This window comes from Kibdelosporangium banguiense (assembly GCF_017876405.1).
Classification (GTDB): Bacteria; Actinomycetota; Actinomycetes; order Mycobacteriales; family Pseudonocardiaceae; genus Kibdelosporangium; species Kibdelosporangium banguiense.
In genome coordinates this window covers 4,424,506-4,440,389 of sequence record NZ_JAGINW010000001.1, presented here as the reverse complement: position 1 = coordinate 4,440,389, position 15,884 = coordinate 4,424,506, and the positions used below count along the sequence as shown (strand labels likewise).

The 15,884-nt window shown below is 66.6% G+C and carries 21 protein-coding genes; 7 read left to right on the top strand and 14 right to left on the bottom strand.

What is annotated here, in order from left to right; genetic code table 11:
• Positions 1–3: 3 nt before the first annotated feature.
• The 7 genes from JOF56_RS21040 to rlmN all read right to left on the bottom strand — a co-directional run bounded on the left by JOF56_RS21040 (position 4) and on the right by rlmN (position 3,221).
• Entirely contained in the window at positions 4–261 is a 258-nt protein-coding gene (locus tag JOF56_RS21040) for an amphi-Trp domain-containing protein (RefSeq protein WP_209640781.1), read from the bottom strand.
• 183 nt (positions 262–444) lie between these two features.
• Positions 445–669 (bottom strand): hypothetical protein, encoded by a 225-nt coding sequence (locus JOF56_RS21035; protein ID WP_209640779.1) that lies wholly within the window; start codon positions 667–669, stop codon positions 445–447.
• Positions 659–1,081: a PIN domain nuclease gene (locus tag JOF56_RS21030; RefSeq protein ID WP_209640776.1), complete on the bottom strand. Its 423-nt coding sequence runs from the start codon at positions 1,079–1,081 to the stop codon at positions 659–661. The genes JOF56_RS21035 and JOF56_RS21030 overlap by 11 nt, the downstream gene beginning before the upstream one ends.
• A complete protein-coding gene (locus JOF56_RS21025; RefSeq protein ID WP_209640774.1) occupies positions 1,078–1,293 on the bottom strand; it encodes a type II toxin-antitoxin system VapB family antitoxin in 216 nt (71 codons plus the stop codon). Before JOF56_RS21025 ends, JOF56_RS21030 begins: the two co-directional genes overlap by 4 nt.
• Before the next feature lie 97 nt (positions 1,294–1,390).
• Entirely contained in the window at positions 1,391–1,822 is a 432-nt protein-coding gene (locus JOF56_RS21020; RefSeq protein ID WP_209640773.1) for a type II toxin-antitoxin system VapC family toxin, read from the bottom strand.
• 77 nt (positions 1,823–1,899) lie between these two features.
• Positions 1,900–2,064 (bottom strand): FitA-like ribbon-helix-helix domain-containing protein, encoded by a 165-nt coding sequence (locus tag JOF56_RS21015; protein ID WP_307855182.1) that lies wholly within the window; start codon positions 2,062–2,064, stop codon positions 1,900–1,902.
• 50 nt (positions 2,065–2,114) lie between these two features.
• Positions 2,115–3,221 carry a dual-specificity RNA methyltransferase RlmN gene (rlmN, locus tag JOF56_RS21010; protein WP_209640770.1) on the bottom strand — a complete coding sequence of 369 codons (1,107 nt, stop codon included), beginning with the start codon at positions 3,219–3,221 and terminating at the stop codon, positions 2,115–2,117.
• Between the two features lie 116 nt (positions 3,222–3,337).
• Here rlmN and JOF56_RS21005 point away from each other — a divergent pair, with 116 nt between their 5' ends.
• The 4 genes from JOF56_RS21005 (at position 3,338) to JOF56_RS20990 (ending at position 6,280) form a co-directional block, all read left to right on the top strand.
• Positions 3,338–3,850 carry an RNA polymerase sigma factor gene (locus JOF56_RS21005; protein WP_209640768.1) on the top strand — a complete coding sequence of 171 codons (513 nt, stop codon included), beginning with the start codon at positions 3,338–3,340 and terminating at the stop codon, positions 3,848–3,850.
• Entirely contained in the window at positions 3,850–4,710 is an 861-nt protein-coding gene (locus tag JOF56_RS21000; RefSeq protein WP_209640767.1) for a VOC family protein, read from the top strand. Before JOF56_RS21005 ends, JOF56_RS21000 begins: the two co-directional genes overlap by 1 nt.
• Before the next feature lie 130 nt (positions 4,711–4,840).
• Positions 4,841–5,503 (top strand): peptidylprolyl isomerase, encoded by a 663-nt coding sequence (locus JOF56_RS20995; protein ID WP_209648374.1) that lies wholly within the window; start codon positions 4,841–4,843, stop codon positions 5,501–5,503.
• A gap of 30 nt (positions 5,504–5,533) precedes the next feature.
• Positions 5,534–6,280, top strand: coding sequence for a thioesterase II family protein (locus JOF56_RS20990; protein ID WP_209640765.1), 747 nt, complete (start codon positions 5,534–5,536; stop codon positions 6,278–6,280).
• Positions 6,281–6,295: 15 nt separating this feature from the next.
• On the opposite strand, the gene JOF56_RS20985 is transcribed toward JOF56_RS20990, so the two are convergent.
• The 5 genes from JOF56_RS20985 to JOF56_RS20970 form a co-directional block, all read right to left on the bottom strand.
• A complete protein-coding gene (locus JOF56_RS20985) occupies positions 6,296–7,708 on the bottom strand; it encodes a S28 family serine protease (protein WP_307855181.1) in 1,413 nt (470 codons plus the stop codon).
• 150 nt (positions 7,709–7,858) lie between these two features.
• Positions 7,859–9,067, bottom strand: a complete 1,209-nt coding sequence (locus JOF56_RS20980; RefSeq protein ID WP_245378329.1) for an ABC transporter permease — start codon at positions 9,065–9,067, stop codon at positions 7,859–7,861.
• The gene (locus JOF56_RS58085; RefSeq protein ID WP_307855180.1) at positions 9,060–9,731 is read right to left on the bottom strand and encodes an ABC transporter ATP-binding protein; all 672 of its coding nucleotides are present in this window, start codon (positions 9,729–9,731) and stop codon (positions 9,060–9,062) included. Before JOF56_RS58085 ends, JOF56_RS20980 begins: the two co-directional genes overlap by 8 nt.
• Positions 9,728–10,798 carry a peptidoglycan-binding protein gene (locus tag JOF56_RS58080; protein WP_245378328.1) on the bottom strand — a complete coding sequence of 357 codons (1,071 nt, stop codon included), beginning with the start codon at positions 10,796–10,798 and terminating at the stop codon, positions 9,728–9,730. The genes JOF56_RS58085 and JOF56_RS58080 overlap by 4 nt, the downstream gene beginning before the upstream one ends.
• A complete protein-coding gene (locus JOF56_RS20970) occupies positions 10,795–11,316 on the bottom strand; it encodes a hypothetical protein (protein WP_209640761.1) in 522 nt (173 codons plus the stop codon). The genes JOF56_RS58080 and JOF56_RS20970 overlap by 4 nt, the downstream gene beginning before the upstream one ends.
• A 114-nt stretch (positions 11,317–11,430) precedes the next feature.
• Here JOF56_RS20970 and JOF56_RS20965 point away from each other — a divergent pair, with 114 nt between their 5' ends.
• The 3 genes from JOF56_RS20965 to JOF56_RS20955 all read left to right on the top strand — a co-directional run bounded on the left by JOF56_RS20965 (position 11,431) and on the right by JOF56_RS20955 (position 13,956).
• Positions 11,431–12,087, top strand: coding sequence for a response regulator transcription factor (locus JOF56_RS20965; RefSeq protein ID WP_209640760.1), 657 nt, complete (start codon positions 11,431–11,433; stop codon positions 12,085–12,087).
• Complete coding sequence (locus tag JOF56_RS20960; protein WP_245378327.1) at positions 12,084–13,286, top strand: sensor histidine kinase; 1,203 nt, start codon at positions 12,084–12,086, stop codon at positions 13,284–13,286. The genes JOF56_RS20965 and JOF56_RS20960 overlap by 4 nt, the downstream gene beginning before the upstream one ends.
• Positions 13,287–13,383: 97 nt before the next feature.
• Positions 13,384–13,956 carry a PadR family transcriptional regulator gene (locus tag JOF56_RS20955; RefSeq protein WP_209640759.1) on the top strand — a complete coding sequence of 191 codons (573 nt, stop codon included), beginning with the start codon at positions 13,384–13,386 and terminating at the stop codon, positions 13,954–13,956.
• A 5-nt stretch (positions 13,957–13,961) separates the two neighbouring features.
• Here JOF56_RS20955 and JOF56_RS20950 read toward each other — a convergent pair whose 3' ends face one another.
• Both JOF56_RS20950 and JOF56_RS20945 read right to left on the bottom strand, forming a co-directional pair.
• Positions 13,962–15,020 carry a threonine aldolase family protein gene (locus JOF56_RS20950; protein ID WP_209640758.1) on the bottom strand — a complete coding sequence of 353 codons (1,059 nt, stop codon included), beginning with the start codon at positions 15,018–15,020 and terminating at the stop codon, positions 13,962–13,964.
• A gap of 9 nt (positions 15,021–15,029) precedes the next feature.
• Positions 15,030–15,761: a class I SAM-dependent methyltransferase gene (locus JOF56_RS20945; protein ID WP_209648371.1), complete on the bottom strand. Its 732-nt coding sequence runs from the start codon at positions 15,759–15,761 to the stop codon at positions 15,030–15,032.
• Positions 15,762–15,884: the final 123 nt, after the last annotated feature.

Sequence of the window (15,884 nt, the reverse complement as noted above, 5' to 3'; positions counted from 1 at the left end):
GAACTAGACGACCTTCTCGTCGTCGTCCTCGTCGTCATCGTCCTCGAGTGTCCACTTGAGCTGGAACTCGATCTCCTCTTCCCCATCGCCACGCTCATGCTCGACGGAGAACTCGGCGCGCGCGGGAACCCGGATCCGCTCGCCGGCGATCTGAATCCGGAAAGCCGTCTCCGACTCCAGCGCGTCCGCCAGGCGGCGCAGCTTCGCCACCACATCAGCCGTGGCGTAGACCTTCTCGACGTCCCGTGTTGCGTCGGCCATCCGACCTCCGATCTCGGGGCCCCACCTCTGCAGGTGCCTAGGCACGCCATTCAATCGTGCACCCGCACCAGACCCGCCACCGGATCGAGTGACACTCGCTCAACGACAGCGTTCCTTACATCCAGACGTAAGAAACGCTGTCGACAAATGTAAGCATTGCTGCAGCAGCGCGAGCCTTGGGAGCTATCGACAGTGACGAGGCAACGGAGCGGTCTGTTCGTTGTCGGCGATGTCAGCCGCAACCGCTTCGGCCTCTTCCTCGGCGAGATCCTCTCTCGACCTTGCATGGCGCAGCATGCGCTCACGTGTGACCGGGTCTGCCTCCTCCTGCGCGGCGTCCCTCTGCTCGGCGACTTCTCGCAAGATCCCGGCCAGCACCTGCTCACGCGCCGAACTGTCAGCCACCATCCACCGGTCCGTACCACTGCAGGGCCTGGCCAGTCACCGCAGCGATGCGCTCGAAGTCGTGGTCCCGGTGGAGCAATGTCAGGCCCTGCAACTCGGCGGTAGCGGCGACAACAAGGTCCACCGGGCCTGCGCTGCGATGCTGCCCCTTTGCGGTGAGCTCACCCTGAACCTCCCGGGCGCGGTCATAGGATCGGTCACCGATGGGCACCCAGCCGAACAATGACCGCATGTCCTCGATGCCCTGCTCGCGGTCGGCGAATGATCTCGCGCTGTAGAAGAATTCCAGCTCAGTGATGGGACACACCGCGATGAGCCCGGCCGCGGCAGCCTGGTCCCAGCCGAACGACTCGGCGTCCGGTCGCAAGAGCCGGGCCAGCGCACTGGTGTCGATCAGGAACTCGGCAGGATTCACCGACGGTAGTCTCGCTTGTCCTCAAGTTTTTCCAGATCGAAAGCACCGTCGGCCGCGGAAGCCCTTAACCGGGTCAAAGCCAAGGCCCGGCGGCGGTTCTCCAGAACCTCACGCAGAGCCGCGTTGACGGTCTCCTTCTTCGTGCTGGTTCCCAAGGCCCTGGACACATCTGCCACCAGGTCATCGTCGAGGTCGATCACAGTACGAGCCATGCCGCACCTCCAAGATATCAAGATCTGAATCAATGATATCAGATGTTGCACATGCCTCGATACCCGTCGTGATCCGCCCCACGGCGGCGATACCGTCCTACAGCTTGGGCGGATCGCCCCACGGATCGCGCAACGCGATACCCGCGTCCGCGAAGTCCTTGGTGTTTCGCGTCGCCAGGCAGGCGACGAAGCGCCGGCAGATCGCGGCTATCTGGGCGTCAGCCATGGTGATCGGGCGGCCCTGTTTCTCGCGCGCCGCCGCGATCTGGCCGTAGTGGCCGGCCGCCACTTCGTCGAACGGCAAGATTTGATCTCGGAAGTCGTCTGCGAGAAGTTCCGCGATCCTGGCTGCGAGCACGGTCTTGCGTTGACCGTCGGGAAGCCGGGCGACGCCATACGCGAGTTCGGCGGCCGTCACGGACGTAATGAAGACCTCATCCGCAGGGTATCGATCAACCCACTGGACCACGGTGTCATCCGGGTCCTGCCTCATCAGTTCAGAGATGACATCGGTGTCGAGAACGATCACTCAGGAAACTCCACCGCTCGCACCTGCTCCACCCGTGGTGGAAGCTCGAACGATCCGGAGTCCGCGTCGGCGAACCGCTACCGAATCCTCGACCCCATCCCAGGACCGGGCACCCGCTTGGTCAGCACTGAGGCGAGGATCGCGCGCACCTCGGCCTCCATTGAGCGGCCGTTCTCGGCGGCACGGATCCTGAGCTGAGCCTTCAACCCCTCGTCGAGGTCACGGATCGTCAAGACCGCCATGCTTCACCTCCAGTGCTGTCATTGCATTCAATGCCAGCACACAGTGTGGCTTAGCCTTCGGCGGCGAGTTGGCCGCAGGCGGCGGCGATCTCGCGCCCGCGGGTGTCACGGACGGTGCACGCGACACCGGCGGCGTTGACACGACGGACGAACTCGGTCTCCACAGGCTTGGGCGACGCGTCCCACTTCGAACCCGGAGTCGGGTTCAAAGGGATCACATTCACGTGCGCGAACTGCCCCAGATGACGGCGAAGCAACTTGCCCAGCAGATCAGCCCGCCAAGGCTGATCATTGATGTCACGAATCAAGGCGTACTCGATGGAAACACGACGTCCCGTGCGATCGGCATAAGCCCGGGCCGCGTCAAGGACCTCCGAAACCTTCCACCGAGTGTTCACCGGCACCAGAGTGTCGCGCAATTCGTCATCCGGCGTATGCAAAGACACCGCCAAACGAACCTGCAAACCCTCCTCGGTCAGTTTCCGAATAGCCGGAACCAGACCCACAGTCGACACAGTTACCGAACGCTGGGAAATACCCAGGCCCGAAGGAGACGGATCACAAATACGGTGAACCGCGTCCACCACTCGGCGGTAGTTCGCCAGCGGTTCACCCATTCCCATGAAGACTATGTTCGAGAGTCTGCCTGGGCTGCCGGACATTTCGCCGTCGCGCATGGCTGCTGCCGCCAGACGGACCTGGTCGACTATCTCCGCGGTGGACATGTTGCGTTGCAGGCCGCCTTGGCCTGTTGCGCAGAAGGGGCAGGCCATGCCGCAGCCGGCTTGGCTGGATACGCACAGTGTCGTCCGGTCGGGGTAACGCATGAGCACGCTCTCGACCAGAGTGCCGTCGTGTGCGCGCCAGAGTGTCTTGCGGGTTGAACCGTCGTCGCATTGGACGTGCCGGACCACGGTCAGCAGGGGCGGCAGGAGTTCCTGCACGAGCCGCTGCCTTGTCTCCGCCGGGATGTCGGTCATCGCTTCCGGGTCGGCGGTCAGCCTGCCGAAGTAGTGGTGCGACAACTGGTTGGCACGGAACGGTTTCTCACCGAGCGCCACAACGGCTTCACGCCGGGCGGCTGCGGAGAGGTCGGCAAGGTGGCGCGGCGGCAGGCCACGCTTGGGCGCGTCGAAAACGAGAGGCAGAGCGGTCATAGCCCTACCAGTGTGTCACGTCCGTGGACTAGCGACTCGAACCGGGAACTGTCAAGACCCCAAAGACGCGTAAATCACCCCGTCGGAGAACCGGTCTGCCGGACGACGATGGGGGTATGACGCAACCGAGGGCCCGCCCGGACCCGGCGTTCGACCTGCTCGAGCTGTATGAGTCGGCGTTGCCGGAGGTGTACGGATACCTGCTGTCGCGGTGCGGGAACCGCTCGGTGGCCGAGGAGCTGACGTCGGAGACGTTCCTCGGCGCGGTCGGCTCGTGCCGCAAGGCCGATGCCCCGCCGGTCAGTGTCGCGTGGCTGATCGGGGTCGCGCGGCACAAACTCGCCGACCACTGGCGGCGGCGGGAGCGTGAGGAGCGGGGCCTGCGGCTGATCCATGAGCCTGACGTCACCGATCCGTGGACCGGGGAGCTGGACGCCCTGGTCGCGCGGGAAGTCCTGGGGCGGTTGGGCGCCCACCACCGGGCCGCGCTCACGTTGCGATATGTCGATGGCCTGCCGGTCAACGAAGTCGCCGAGTGCCTCGGCCGGACCGTGCACGCCACCGAAGCGCTGCTGGTCCGCGCCAGAACCGCGTTCCGCAAGGCCTATCACCTCAAAGGAGGGCAGTGATGACCGATCCACTCGACGCCCTCCGCCAGCCGGTCGAGCCGGCCACCCCTGATCCGCGATTCGCTGCCGAGTTGCGCGACAAACTGCGCCGCGCGGTGCTGATGGGAGAGGACATGACCACAACCGAGACAACGACCAGCGCACTCACGCCCTACCTGGCTGTGCCGGACGCGCGAGCGGCATTGGATTTCTACGTCGACGTGTTCGGTGCGCAACGGCGTGGCGAACCGATCGTGATGGATGACGGCCGGATCGGGCACGCCGAGGTGTCCATCGGCGATTCGGTCCTGATGCTGTCCGAGGAGTTCGCGGAGATCGGCCATGTCGCGTCCACAGGAGGTGGCGCGAGCGTCCGGGTCGAAGTGCCCGATCCCGATCGCGCTGTGGACCGCGCAGTCGAACTGGGCGCGGAGCTGATCCGTCCTGTGACGTCGTCGCCGTACGGCCGGGGCGGGTCGATCCGTGACCCGTTCGGCCAGCGGTGGCTCGTGACCCAGGGAACGCGGCCGGACGCGCCGCCGGTCCGGCACGGCGCCGCGGGCTACTTCACGTTCCAGGTCCCGGATGACGCGGCGGCCAAGGACTTCTACGGCGCCGTGCTCGGCTGGCAGTTCTCCCCCGGCCGGGTCGACCGTGGCTGGGGCATCGAGGGCAGCGGGCTGCAGGGCGGTCTGTGGGGCGGCCCGGGCAGGCAGGTCGGCTGGAAGCTGATGTATGCGGTCGACGATCTGCCTTCCGCGCTCGAACGGGTCCGCGCCCACGGCGGGCAGACCGGCGAGATCGAGCAGGAGTCGTACGGCCTGTCCGCGGACTGTGTGGACAACCAGGGCATCGAGTTCTGGCTGTGGGAGCAGCCTTAACGACGTTAGTTTCTTGCCGGAAACCATCGGACACGGTTGTCTTACCCGGTCATAGACCGAGAACGGGAGGACGATCGTGTCGAGACTGGTCCGATTGGCCGTCGTCGCGGGGATCGCCGGGACGGCGCTGATGGTGACGGGCGGGGTGTCCTCGGCGGAGCAGGCAGCGCCGCCGAAGACCACCCACGGCCCGTGCAAGTACACCGAGACTCCGGAAGAGCCGGCCGCGCGGCCGGTGCCGTTGCCGCCGGACCCGCGCAGGACTCCGTCCCACGGCCTGGTCCGTGTGGATGTGCCGACAAATCAGGGAAAGCTGACGGTCACGCTCGACCGGGCCAAGGCGCCGTGCACGGTGCAGAGCTTCATTCACTTGGCCAAGCACCGGTTCTACGACTTCACGTCGTGTCACCGGCTGACCAGCTACCCGACTTTGAAGGTGCTGCAGTGTGGTGACCCCAGCGGCACGGGTGAAGGCGGCCCGGGCTACCGCTACAAGGACGAGCTGCCAACGGGTCTGCCACCCGCGCCGACCGACCCGACCGGTGAGCGCAAGGTCTACGCGCGTGGCGTGCTGGCGATGGCCAACGCGGGCCCGGACACCAACGGAAGCCAGTTCTTCCTGGTGTACGGCGATTCCGCGCTCCGGCCGAACTACACGATCTTCGGCACGGTCAGCCCGGCCGGACTGTCCACACTGGACAAGGTGGCCGCCGGTGGCGTCGTGCCGCCGGACACCGTGGACGGCCGTCCCGCACTGCCGGTCGACATCCGCAAGGTGCGCGCCCACTGTTGATGCCTTGGCTGGTACTGGTATCAACGAAAGGTGAACAAGACCTGGTTCCGCCAGTACCGGCCCTCAGCCGCGCCGGACGTCCGGCTGATCTGCCTTCCCCATGCGGGCGGGGCACCCAGTTCCTACCGTGAGTGGCCGGTCCTGTTGCCCGGAAACGTGGATGTTCTCGCAGTCTGCTATCCCGGGCGGCAGGATCGGTTCGCAGAACAGTGTTTCACCGACATGCACGCCTTGGCCGACGCGCTGACCGAGGTCGTACTGCCGCTCACTGACACGCCGTTCGCCCTGTTCGGACACAGCATGGGAGCCGCGCTGGCGCACGAGGTCACCATCCGGCTGGCCAAGACGGGCCGCAGGCCCCAGGTTCTGATGGTGTCCGGCCGGGCGGCGCCACACCTGGCCAAACCGGAGGAGAACCATCTCGGTGGCGACGAGGCGATCCTCGCCGATGTACGCAGACTCGGCGGTGAGACGTCGTCGGACGCGCTGGACGATCCCGACCTGCGCGAACTGTTGATGCCCGCCTTGCGGGCGGACTATCACATCGTCGGGACGTACCAGCCCTCGAAGGCCGGACCGGTGGCCACGCCGATCGTCGCGTACACCGGCGACAAGGATCCCGATACCCCCGTTGCGGACGTGGAAGGCTGGGCTGAGATCACCACAGCGGGCTTCCGGTGCAAGGTCTTCCCCGGTGACCACTTCTTCCTTGAGCCCAACCAGCGCGACCTGGTCGCGGATGTCGCGAATGTGCTTGTGGGTGGGCCGGCACGCTGACCCACCCACAAGACGTCACCTGGGGAAGCGCGCCTCGCGCGGGTCCACGCGGTCCAGCTCGGACAGCGCCAGTGTCTTGGCGGTGACAGCAGGCGCCGTCACGTTCGCCCAGCGCTGCAACGTGGTCGTCGCGGCAGTGCGCTCCGCGGGGACCAGCTGAGCGATGTTCGCGCCATGGTTGGCGCCTGGCGCGGTGTAACGGTACGAGTCACGCCGGCTCGGGTGGAACGGCTCAGCGCCCCACGGGTCGTCTGAGCCGTACACGAACAGCATCTGGCTGGACTGCGTCCGCACCCAGAAGTCCACGTCCATCATCGGCCACGCCTGGTGCCGCGAGCGCAACTCCTTCGGCAGGTTGGAGTTGGCCTGGTAGAACGACGCCGGATAGTGGGTGAGGCCGCGCAGGTGCTCGAACTTCAACGCGGGCCAGCCCAATTGGGTCGCTGCCTGGTAGTAGTACGGCGCGTACGGCAGGACGCCCTGGTCGGTGTAGAAGGCCCAGCCGGCCACGTCGTCGATGAACTTGTAGATGTCGTCGGTGGACGCGGTCTTGGCCGGCACGTTCACACAGTCGGCCTGCTTGAAGTACTGCCAGAACGCCCACACCGTGTCCAGCACGGTCATCTCGAACGCCTTGTCGGCCGAGCCGAGGACCTGGTTGAACGTCCGGTTGTCGGACTTCGCCCACGACTCGTAGCGCGCCACCATCTCCGGCCGCCGTTTGAGAGCTTCCCGCTGCAGGTCATCAAGGGCCTGGCGGCACGCCGGATCGGTCCCGACGGTGTCGAAGAACTTGTCGTACGCCCGGTCCTCGTCGTTGATCGGGTCGTTCGGGGCCACATAGGCCACCACACCGTCGACATCACGCGGGTAGAACCTGCGGTGGTAGACCGAGGTCATGCCGCCCTTGCTGGCCCCGGTGGAGATCCACTTCTTGGAGTAGACCGGCTTGAGCGCCTGCACCAGCCGGTGGTGGTCGGTTGCCGCCTGCCAGATGTCCAGGTCGTCCCAGTCGGCGGGCTCGGGCCGCGACGGCAGGAAGAACCGCTGTTCGGTGGAGATCTGGTTGCCGTCGATCAGCTGCGTCGGCTCGGAGCGGAACGCCGTCGTGCGCACGTTGTAGCCGCTGGTGTGCAGCACCATCGGCCGGTCGGTCGACTTGTGCAGCAACTGGAAGCGCTGCTCGAACTTGCCTGCCCGCGGGTGCCGGTGGTCGACCGGCTGGGTGTAGCTGAGCATGAAGAACCGGTATCCGGCCGGCGGGGTCGCCGACTCGGAGACCACGGTCAGCCCAGGCACCTTCTTGAGCTGAGCCAGGATGTCACTGTCGGCCGCCTGAGCCGGGGCCGCGCCGACGACGCCGGCCAGCCCCATGGTCAACGCGGTGACCAGACCGGCTGTCAGCGCTCGTCTTCTTCGGAGGAACACGCCGAATCTCCTTAAGCTCCCTACGGCATGGAAGCGCGAGTCTCGCAAATCGAACGTGCCGCCGGTAGCTACGGAAGTGTCGTGTCGGCAGGCTTGCCCCGATTGGGGTCGCGCCCCGTGAACCCCCCAAATGCTCACGGGGCGCGACAATCAAGGCGTCGCCAACGCCTCGGTCGGGGACAGCCTGCTCGCCCGGATGGCCGGGTACAGGCCGGCGATCACGCCGATGAGCATCGTGGCGCCCACCCCGCCCGCAGATGCCCATGCGGGCACGACGGACGGCCAATCCTGGTACGCCGCATAGGAAGCCGTCACCACAACGCCGAGCAAGACGCCGCCAAGGCCGCCCAATGCGGACAACAACAGTGATTCGGCGAGGAACTGGATCCGGACCTGTCCTCGGGTCGCACCGAGTGACCGTCGCAAACCGATCTCCGCCCGGCGTTCCAATACCGAGATGACCATCGTGTTGGCCACGCCGACGCCCCCGACCAGCAACGCCACCGCACCAAGCCCCAGGAGAAGACCGTTGAGAGTCTGGTCGGTCGCTTGCTTGGCGGCCAATGCGTCCGACGGCCGGGACACCGAGACTTCGTTGGGGTTCTCCGGGTTCGCGGTGGCCGCCAGCACGGCCTGCACCGATTCCACCGAGTCCTCACGGGCTCGCGTGTAGACGGTTGTGGCATAGCCGTCGAACTCCAGTGACTGCTTGGCAACCGGCCAGCCGATCAGGGCCGCGCTGTCCAGTTCTGGTGCCAGTGGTACGACATTGAGCACGCCGACCACCGTGAACCACTGGCCTCTCAGGTAGACCCGTTGTTCTTCACCGGCTGTGCCGACGCCCAGCCGCTCGGCCGCCTTCTGGCCGAGAACGACCGCCGGGTACTGGGCGCTGGCGTCGTTGAGGAACGCGCCGCTGGCGATCGTGGCGCCGACCGTGCCCGGCAGGTCCGATCTGGCTGCCAGCACCGCGATCCCGCCGGACTGGGTGTCGGGAATCCGGTCGTTGCGGTACACCTTCGCACCGACGACCTTGCCGGTCGCGGACGTGGACTCGACCGGGGCGATCCGGTCGATCATCCCGATCGCCTCGTCGGGCAGGTGGCTCTGCTCGCCGAACAGCGACTGACCTGGGCCGACGGTGAGCAGGTTGGTGCCGAGCGCGGCCAGTTGCCGGTCCAGGTTCTCCCGGCTGGACGTGGAGATCCCGACCACCGCGATCATCGCGGCGATACCGATCGCGATCCCCAGCGCGGACAGGAACACCCTCAGTGGCCGGGCCCGTAACCCAGCGCCACCGACACGGATGACATCGCGCGTGCTGAGCCGCGCGGGCCTGAGTCTCGACCGGTCAGCCATGGTCACCCACGATCCGGCCGTCCCGCATGTCGACCTGACGCGGCAGGCTCGCCGCGATGTCCCGGTCATGCGTGATGATCACGACTGTCGTCCCGGCCGCGTTCAGCTCCCGCAACAGCGTGATCACACCGGCGCCCGACTGGGTGTCGAGGTTGCCTGTCGGCTCGTCTGCCAGCAACAACGCCGGTTCACCGACCACGGCGCGAGCGATCGCGACCCGTTGCCGTTCACCACCGGACATCTCGTGCGGCTGGTGATCAAGCCGGTGTTCGAGGCCGACTCCGGCCAGCGCCTCGGCTGCCTTGCGCCGCCGGTTGCGCAGATTCGCTCCGGTGTAGAGCAATCCGTCCGCCACATTGTCCATAGCAGACACACCAGCGGCCAGATGGAACTGCTGGAACACGAATCCGAGCACACGGGCCCGCAAGGCCGAGAGTTCCCGGTCGGGCAGGGCGTGCACGTCGTACTCCTCGACGTGCACGCTGCCGGAGCTCGGCCGGTCCAGCGTGCCGATCATGTTCAGCATGGTCGACTTGCCCGAACCGGACGGGCCCACGATCCCCACCAGCTCGCCGCGGCCGATCGACACGGTCACATCGAGCAACGCCGACACCCCACCGGGATAGACGCGGCTGACACCCCGGAGTTCGACCACCGGAGTCACTTCGGCACCCCCACAACGGTTCCCGCCGCGATCCCCGGCCCGCTGACCTCCACCTTGCCGCCGGCGAACATGCCGGTCTTCACGGCGACGTACTTGGTACTCGTCCCATCGACGACCTGCACGCCGTAGCCGCCTTCGGCCAACGCGACGAGCGCGCCGACCGGGACCACGAGGACGTTCTCCCGCTTCTCCGAGACCAATGTGACATCCACTGGGGCCGCGTCGAGTTTGCCCGCTGCGGCCTGATCTGTCAGCGCCACAACGACTTCGATGGTGCTTGTGCTCGAAGTGCTGCCTTGCTGCGCCGGCTTCGCGGTCGCGACGTTGCCCACTGACGTCACGTTCCCGGGAACGGTCTTGCCGTCCGGCAGCGTCACCGTTGCCGCGATTCCTTGGCTGACAAGGTGTTGCTTGGAGACATCCAGGTTGACCGTAACGGTCCTGGTCGTGCCGGTGTAGGTGAGCATCTGGCCGTTGGCCGGGCCGCCGGTCTGCGCCTTGAGCTCCGCGACACGGACCTCGCCAGGGATGACCACGATATCCGCGGTCTGCACGGACCCGGTTTCCTCCCGGCCGAGGTCCTCCTGCCATTGTTCTACTGCGGTCGCTGTGGCTGACGTGTACTCGTTGTCGACCGTGAAACCCTTGTATCCCAGGGCTTGCAGGTTCTCTTCGAGTTGTTTGACGTCGTTGCCCCCGACACCGGATTTCAGGGTGCGATACGGCGGGATCGTGCCGTAGATCGCCGGCACCGCGAGATCGTCCACCGAGTACACCGTCTTGCCGCGGGCGATCACGTCACCGGCTGCGGGCAGCCATGTGACCGTGCCGGGACCGGACCTGATCAGCGGATTCGCCGTACCGTAACCCAGGGTGCCGGAGACCTTCTCAGTGCTGGTCAGCGTGCTGGAGGTGACCTTCGTCGTGCCGGGCGGCAGCCCCGAGGCCGGTGGCGGCGCCGGATCCGTCCCGCCGAAGCCGAACGCCGCCACACCCCCAGCGCCGACCACCACAACGGCGGCACCAACGCCGATCGCCATCCGAGCCGCACCGCGTCGCCGGGTCATCCGCCCAACCGTCCGGGAACCTTGTCCTGGCATGCTTGCATCGCCTTCTTGAACGCCGGGCTGTTGCGATCGATGTTCTGCATCGCGCCAAGGCCCAGCGTCGGGCTGTTCGGATCCGGGTCAGGCACTTCGAGGCCGTTGTCCCGCAGGCACTGGGTCAGCGCCCGGAGCTGGTCGATCAATTTCGGGTCGAGTTTGGACAGATCGCCGCCGCCGGGCAGCATCGACCGGCAGGCGTCCATCGCCTTCTGGAAGGCCGGGCTGTCGCGGTCGATGTTCCCGCCACCGCCACCCATCCCGCCGCCTGGCTCTGGGTCTGGCATGTCCACGCCGTTGTCACGCATGCACTGCGCGAACTTCTGCATCTGCTCTTCGGTGCCGGCCTGTTCGGTCGCGCTTGTCGTCGGCGCCGTCGAACTGTTGCCGTTCGCCGAGGCGACGCCTTGGTCGTTCTCCGGCGTGCTGCTGCATCCCCCGAGCAGGAGCAGCAGCGCCAATGCGGTCATGAATCGTCGCATTCCTGTCTCCCTGTCGTTGTGCGAAACAGTCGAGCAGGACGCCGATAACCTCCGCATAACCACCAGGCCCGCAGTTAACGCGTAAGTTATGCCGGTTTCGCCGATGATGTGTCCATGCGAGTACTTGTGGTCGAGGACGAGCCGATCCTCGCGGACGCCATCGCCGAATGGCTGCGCCGGGAGGCCTTCGCCGTCGACGTCGCCCATCGCGGCGACGTGGCGTTGGAACGGCTGGCGGTCAACTCCTACGACGTGCTCGTGCTGGACCGGGACATCCCGGTGGTGCACGGCGACGAGGTATGCCGGTCGGTGATCAATACCGGTGCCGCGACACGGATCCTGATGCTGACAGCGGCCTCAGGTGTGCGGGATCGAGTTGCCGGACTGGGTCTTGGCGCGGACGACTACCTGCCGAAGCCGTTCGCGTTCGTCGAACTGTCCGCCCGGGTGCACGCTTTGCTGCGGCGCACGATGCCCGCGGCGCCACCAGTCCTGGAACGCGCCGGCCTGCGGATCGACCCGGCGCGCCGGGAAGCCAGCCGGGACGGTGTGCAAATCGCACTGGCCAACAAGGAATTCGCTTTGCTGACCGAGTTGCTCCGGGCATCCGGCGCGGTCGTGTCCACAGAGCATCTGCTGGAGAAGGTGTGGGACGAGAACATCGATCCGTTCACCAACGTCGTCCGGGTGACCATGATGAAACTCCGCCGGAAACTGGGTGATCCACCGATCGTGGAAACGGTCGCGGGCGTGGGGTACCGGATCCGATGAACCGTCTGCTGCCTCGTAACTGGACCATTCGCGGCCGTTTGACCGCGTTGTACGGCGTCCTTTTCTTTCTGGCGGGTGCGATTCTGCTCGCCCTGACGTACCTGCTGGTCCGGCAGATCCTTGAGCGGTCGGCACCGCAGCCGGTGGACTCCGGCGCGCTGCGGGTGGCGCTGTCCCGGCTGGGCACGTTGCCGCTCGGGGAGGGCGGCAAGGAGATCTCGCTGGAGGAACTGGTCAACACGTTCCGGGCCGCCCAGGACCAGCAACGCCAGGAGGTCCTCTCCTCGCTGCTGACCCAGGGCAGCGTGGCGCTGGTCTGCGTCGGCCTGGTCGCGGCCGCGCTCGGCTGGCTGCTGGCCAGGCGCGTGCTGCAGCCCGTGCACAAGATCACCGAGACGGCCAAGCGGATCGCCTCCTCCGACGCCAGCCGTGGCCTGCACGAACGCATCACCCACACCGGCCCGCGCGACGAGGTCACCGAGCTGGCACAGACCTTCAACGCGATGCTCGAACGCCTGGACCGGTCGTTCGACGGGCAGACCCGGTTCATCGCCAACGCCTCGCACGAGATGCGCACACCGCTGGCGGTGAAACGCGCGTTGATCGAGATCACTGTGACCAGGCCCGGCACGTCCCAGGACGCCAAACAGCTCGGCGAGTCCCTGCTGGAGATCAACGCGCGGCACGAGCGGCTGATCGACGGCCTGCTCACCCTCGCCGACAGCCAGAACGAACTGGCCGACGTCAGCCCGCTCGACCTGGCCGATGTCGCCGATCATGTGCTGCACCAGCTGTCCGTGACCGCGGCGGACGCCGACATCACCATCAAGCCCGCGACGCTGTCGGCCGCTCCTGCCGCAGGCGACGCCGTCCTGCTGGAGCGCCTGACACAGAACCTGGTGGAGAACGCCATCCGGCACAACCACCCAGGTGGCTGGCTCGCCGTGAGCACCTCGTCGTCGAACGGGGAAAGCCGGGTCACAGTCAGCAATACAGGGCCGGCCGTTCGGCCGTACGAAGTCGAAGTGCTGTTCCAGCCGTTCCGCCGGCTCGAACGGGAACGCACCGCGGGCGAGCGGGGATTCGGGCTCGGGCTGTCCATCGCCCGGGCTATCAGCCGTGCTCACAACGGTGACGTCACTGCTGTGCCACGCCCAGAAGGAGGGCTCGACGTCACGCTCACGCTCCCCCGTAGCTGAGAGACCTCTCAGCAGGAGACGTTGCATCGCGATACGTTCCGATATATCGTCAACGTATCGGAGGGCAGGCCTCCGAGCATTGACGAAGGAGCAGACGATGTACCGCACATCAGAACGATCATTTGACCCACGCCGGGGACGAGCTCGCCGAGGCGGCTTCCCACCCGGCTTCGAAGACGGCTGGCCCAGGCGTGAGATGGGACGCGGCCGCGGACCAGGACGTGGCCACCGGCGCGGCCGGGGCGACGTGCGCGCGGCGATCCTCGCCCTGCTGGCGGAGCGCCCGATGCACGGCTACGAGATCATCCAGGAGCTCAACGAGCGCACCGGCGGATTCTGGCGGCCGAGCCCCGGCTCGATCTACCCGACCCTGCAACTGCTGACCGACGAAGGCCTCGTCACCTCAGAGGGCGGCGCAGGCAACAAGCGCGCCTACACCCTGACCGAGGACGGCACAGCCGAGGCAGCCAAGCAGGAAACCCCACCCTGGGAAGAGGTCGCCGGCCAGGTCGACCCCCAGGAAGTCGAACTGCGCACAGCAGTCCGCCAACTCATGTCAGCAGCCGCCCAGGTGTCCCAGGCAGGCACAACCACCCAGAAAACCCGCGCGATCGAAACCCTCAACGAGACGAGGCGCGCGATCTACGCAATCCTCGGCTCAGCCGAGTAATGCGGCTACCCGGCGGCAAGCATGAGTTCGCCGACGAAATCGCGTACCTCGGCGTCGGTGACGTCGTCGAGCTGTTCGGTGACTGTGATCTCGAACTTGCAGCTCAACGGGTTGTCCGACCGCTGTACCTGGCCGAACACGCGCAATCCGGTCCGCTCGGACAGCAGCTTCGCGTGCTGCATGACGCGATCGGGTTGCGCGGCAAGGTGAACGTGGAACAGCGGGGTCTGCGGCGGGTCCGGAACCACCTGCACGCCGGGGATCGCGTTGAGCACACCGGCCAGTGTCTGGGCCCGGGACAGGAATTCCGGCATTCGCGGGAGCAGGTCGTCCAGGCCGCGTTCACCGGCGATCGCCATCGGCCACGACGCCGCGGTGTTCCCGCCGAGCCGGTTGCGCCAGATCCTGGCGTGCTCGACGAAGTCCTTGTCCCCGGCCAGCAATGCGCCCGAGATGCCCAGTAGTCCTTTGTAGAGCGATACGTACACGGTGTCGAACAACGCGGCGATCTCCGCGTGCGACCGGCCGTAGTACGGCTGGGCCTCCCAGAGCCTGGCTCCGTCCATATGGGACGCGACGCCGTGTTCCCTGGTCCAGTCGACCTGTGCCACCAGCTCTTCCCAGGCTGGGAGCAAGCCGCCGATCTCCCGCTGCGGCAGCTCCAGCAGCAACGCGGCGATCGGCTGGTTGATCGCTTCGAGATCCGCCAGCGTGATCAACGAATGCCGCTCGCCGACCAGCACGCTGGACAGGCCGTGCACGATCTCGTAGCCCTTGTGCTCGTAGACCTCCATGTGGCACCGCGGGTGGAAGGCGATCATCCGCACGCCCCGGCGATCGGCGTGGATGCGCATCGCGACCTGTTGCGCCATCGTGCCGGTCGGGAACATCGCGGCGTCCGCCTTGCCCAGCAGGTCGGCGATCCGCCGTTCCAGCCTTGGCACCGCGTCGGCCTTGGATTCCTCATCGGTCACACGGGCACGCAGCAGGTCGACAACGCGCGCCGGGCGGTGCTTGCGCGTTGTCGCGATGGACACGGATCGAACGTCCCCGTTGATCGCCATGGCCTGACACTACCGGTCGCCATGGACTAGACCGGTTGGTTTACTTCGGGTGCGCACCCGGTAGCCGACCGGGATGCTCAGACCGGTGACCTCGGCCACCGCCCGGCGTGCGACGGGTGCGGAGAACTCGATCCGCAGCACGGCTTCCAGGCTCTCGCGATCCTCGAACCGCCACCTGGTGGCCACCGCCCGGGAATCGAACCCGGCCTCGGCGAAGAACTTCTCGATCTTGACCGGGTCGTACTTCGGCAGATCCGCCCGCAGCCAGCCGCCATAGGGCGGGGTGCCGCCGTCCAGATCCACAATGGCGAGCACTCCGCCTGGCCGCAGCACACGATCCACTTCCTCAAGCCCTGGCTCACATCCCGGGCCGAAGAAGTACGCCGTGCGGGCATGCACGACATCAATGCTCGCGTCCGCCACCGGAATCTGTTGCGCCGAACCGCCGACGACCTCGACCGCGGGCAGATCGGACACACGCCCTCGCGCGCGGCGGACCAACGGCTGATGCGGTTCGACACCGACCACACTGCGCGCGGTCTCGGCGAACCGCGGCAGGTGAAAACCGTCGCCACACCCAAGATCGAGCACGTCACGACCGGTCCAGTCACACCGCTCGGCAAGCACTCGCCAGATCTCGCCGTCGGCGTCCTGAGCCCGGTTCTCGGTCTCGTAGATCTCCGGCCAGTGCCAGATATTCGGGCTCGGCACAACGTCATCAGGACGTACCGAGGACAGCAGCGCCTCACGCGCGCGGGAAACGAGACCAGGAAGCCACGTCAATGACACCAAATCAGCAAACCACAAGGCGCAGTTCAGGCGTATCGTCCGCCAGTGGGCTTGTTGCGCCCTTCCCCCACCGGA

What these genes read in the sequence shown, in the direction of transcription:
- JOF56_RS21040 (WP_209640781.1), bottom strand. Translation starts at nt 261, where the DNA reads ATGGCCGACGCAACACGGGACGTCGAGAAGGTCTACGCCACGGCTGAT.
- JOF56_RS21035 (WP_209640779.1), bottom strand. Translation starts at nt 669, where the DNA reads ATGGTGGCTGACAGTTCGGCGCGTGAGCAGGTGCTGGCCGGGATCTTG.
- JOF56_RS21025 (WP_209640774.1), bottom strand. Translation starts at nt 1,293, where the DNA reads ATGGCTCGTACTGTGATCGACCTCGACGATGACCTGGTGGCAGATGTG.
- JOF56_RS21015 (WP_307855182.1), bottom strand. Translation starts at nt 2,064, where the DNA reads ATGGCGGTCTTGACGATCCGTGACCTCGACGAGGGGTTGAAGGCTCAG.
- rlmN (WP_209640770.1), bottom strand. Translation starts at nt 3,221, where the DNA reads ATGACCGCTCTGCCTCTCGTTTTCGACGCGCCCAAGCGTGGCCTGCCG.
- JOF56_RS21005 (WP_209640768.1), top strand. Translation starts at nt 3,338, where the DNA reads ATGACGCAACCGAGGGCCCGCCCGGACCCGGCGTTCGACCTGCTCGAG.
- JOF56_RS21000 (WP_209640767.1), top strand. Translation starts at nt 3,850, where the DNA reads ATGACCGATCCACTCGACGCCCTCCGCCAGCCGGTCGAGCCGGCCACC.
- JOF56_RS20995 (WP_209648374.1), top strand. Translation starts at nt 4,841, where the DNA reads ATGGTGACGGGCGGGGTGTCCTCGGCGGAGCAGGCAGCGCCGCCGAAG.
- JOF56_RS20980 (WP_245378329.1), bottom strand. Translation starts at nt 9,067, where the DNA reads ATGGCTGACCGGTCGAGACTCAGGCCCGCGCGGCTCAGCACGCGCGAT.
- JOF56_RS58080 (WP_245378328.1), bottom strand. Translation starts at nt 10,798, where the DNA reads ATGACCCGGCGACGCGGTGCGGCTCGGATGGCGATCGGCGTTGGTGCC.
- JOF56_RS20970 (WP_209640761.1), bottom strand. Translation starts at nt 11,316, where the DNA reads ATGCGACGATTCATGACCGCATTGGCGCTGCTGCTCCTGCTCGGGGGA.
- JOF56_RS20965 (WP_209640760.1), top strand. Translation starts at nt 11,431, where the DNA reads ATGCGAGTACTTGTGGTCGAGGACGAGCCGATCCTCGCGGACGCCATC.
- JOF56_RS20960 (WP_245378327.1), top strand. Translation starts at nt 12,084, where the DNA reads ATGAACCGTCTGCTGCCTCGTAACTGGACCATTCGCGGCCGTTTGACC.
- JOF56_RS20955 (WP_209640759.1), top strand. Translation starts at nt 13,384, where the DNA reads ATGTACCGCACATCAGAACGATCATTTGACCCACGCCGGGGACGAGCT.
- JOF56_RS20950 (WP_209640758.1), bottom strand. Translation starts at nt 15,020, where the DNA reads ATGGCGATCAACGGGGACGTTCGATCCGTGTCCATCGCGACAACGCGC.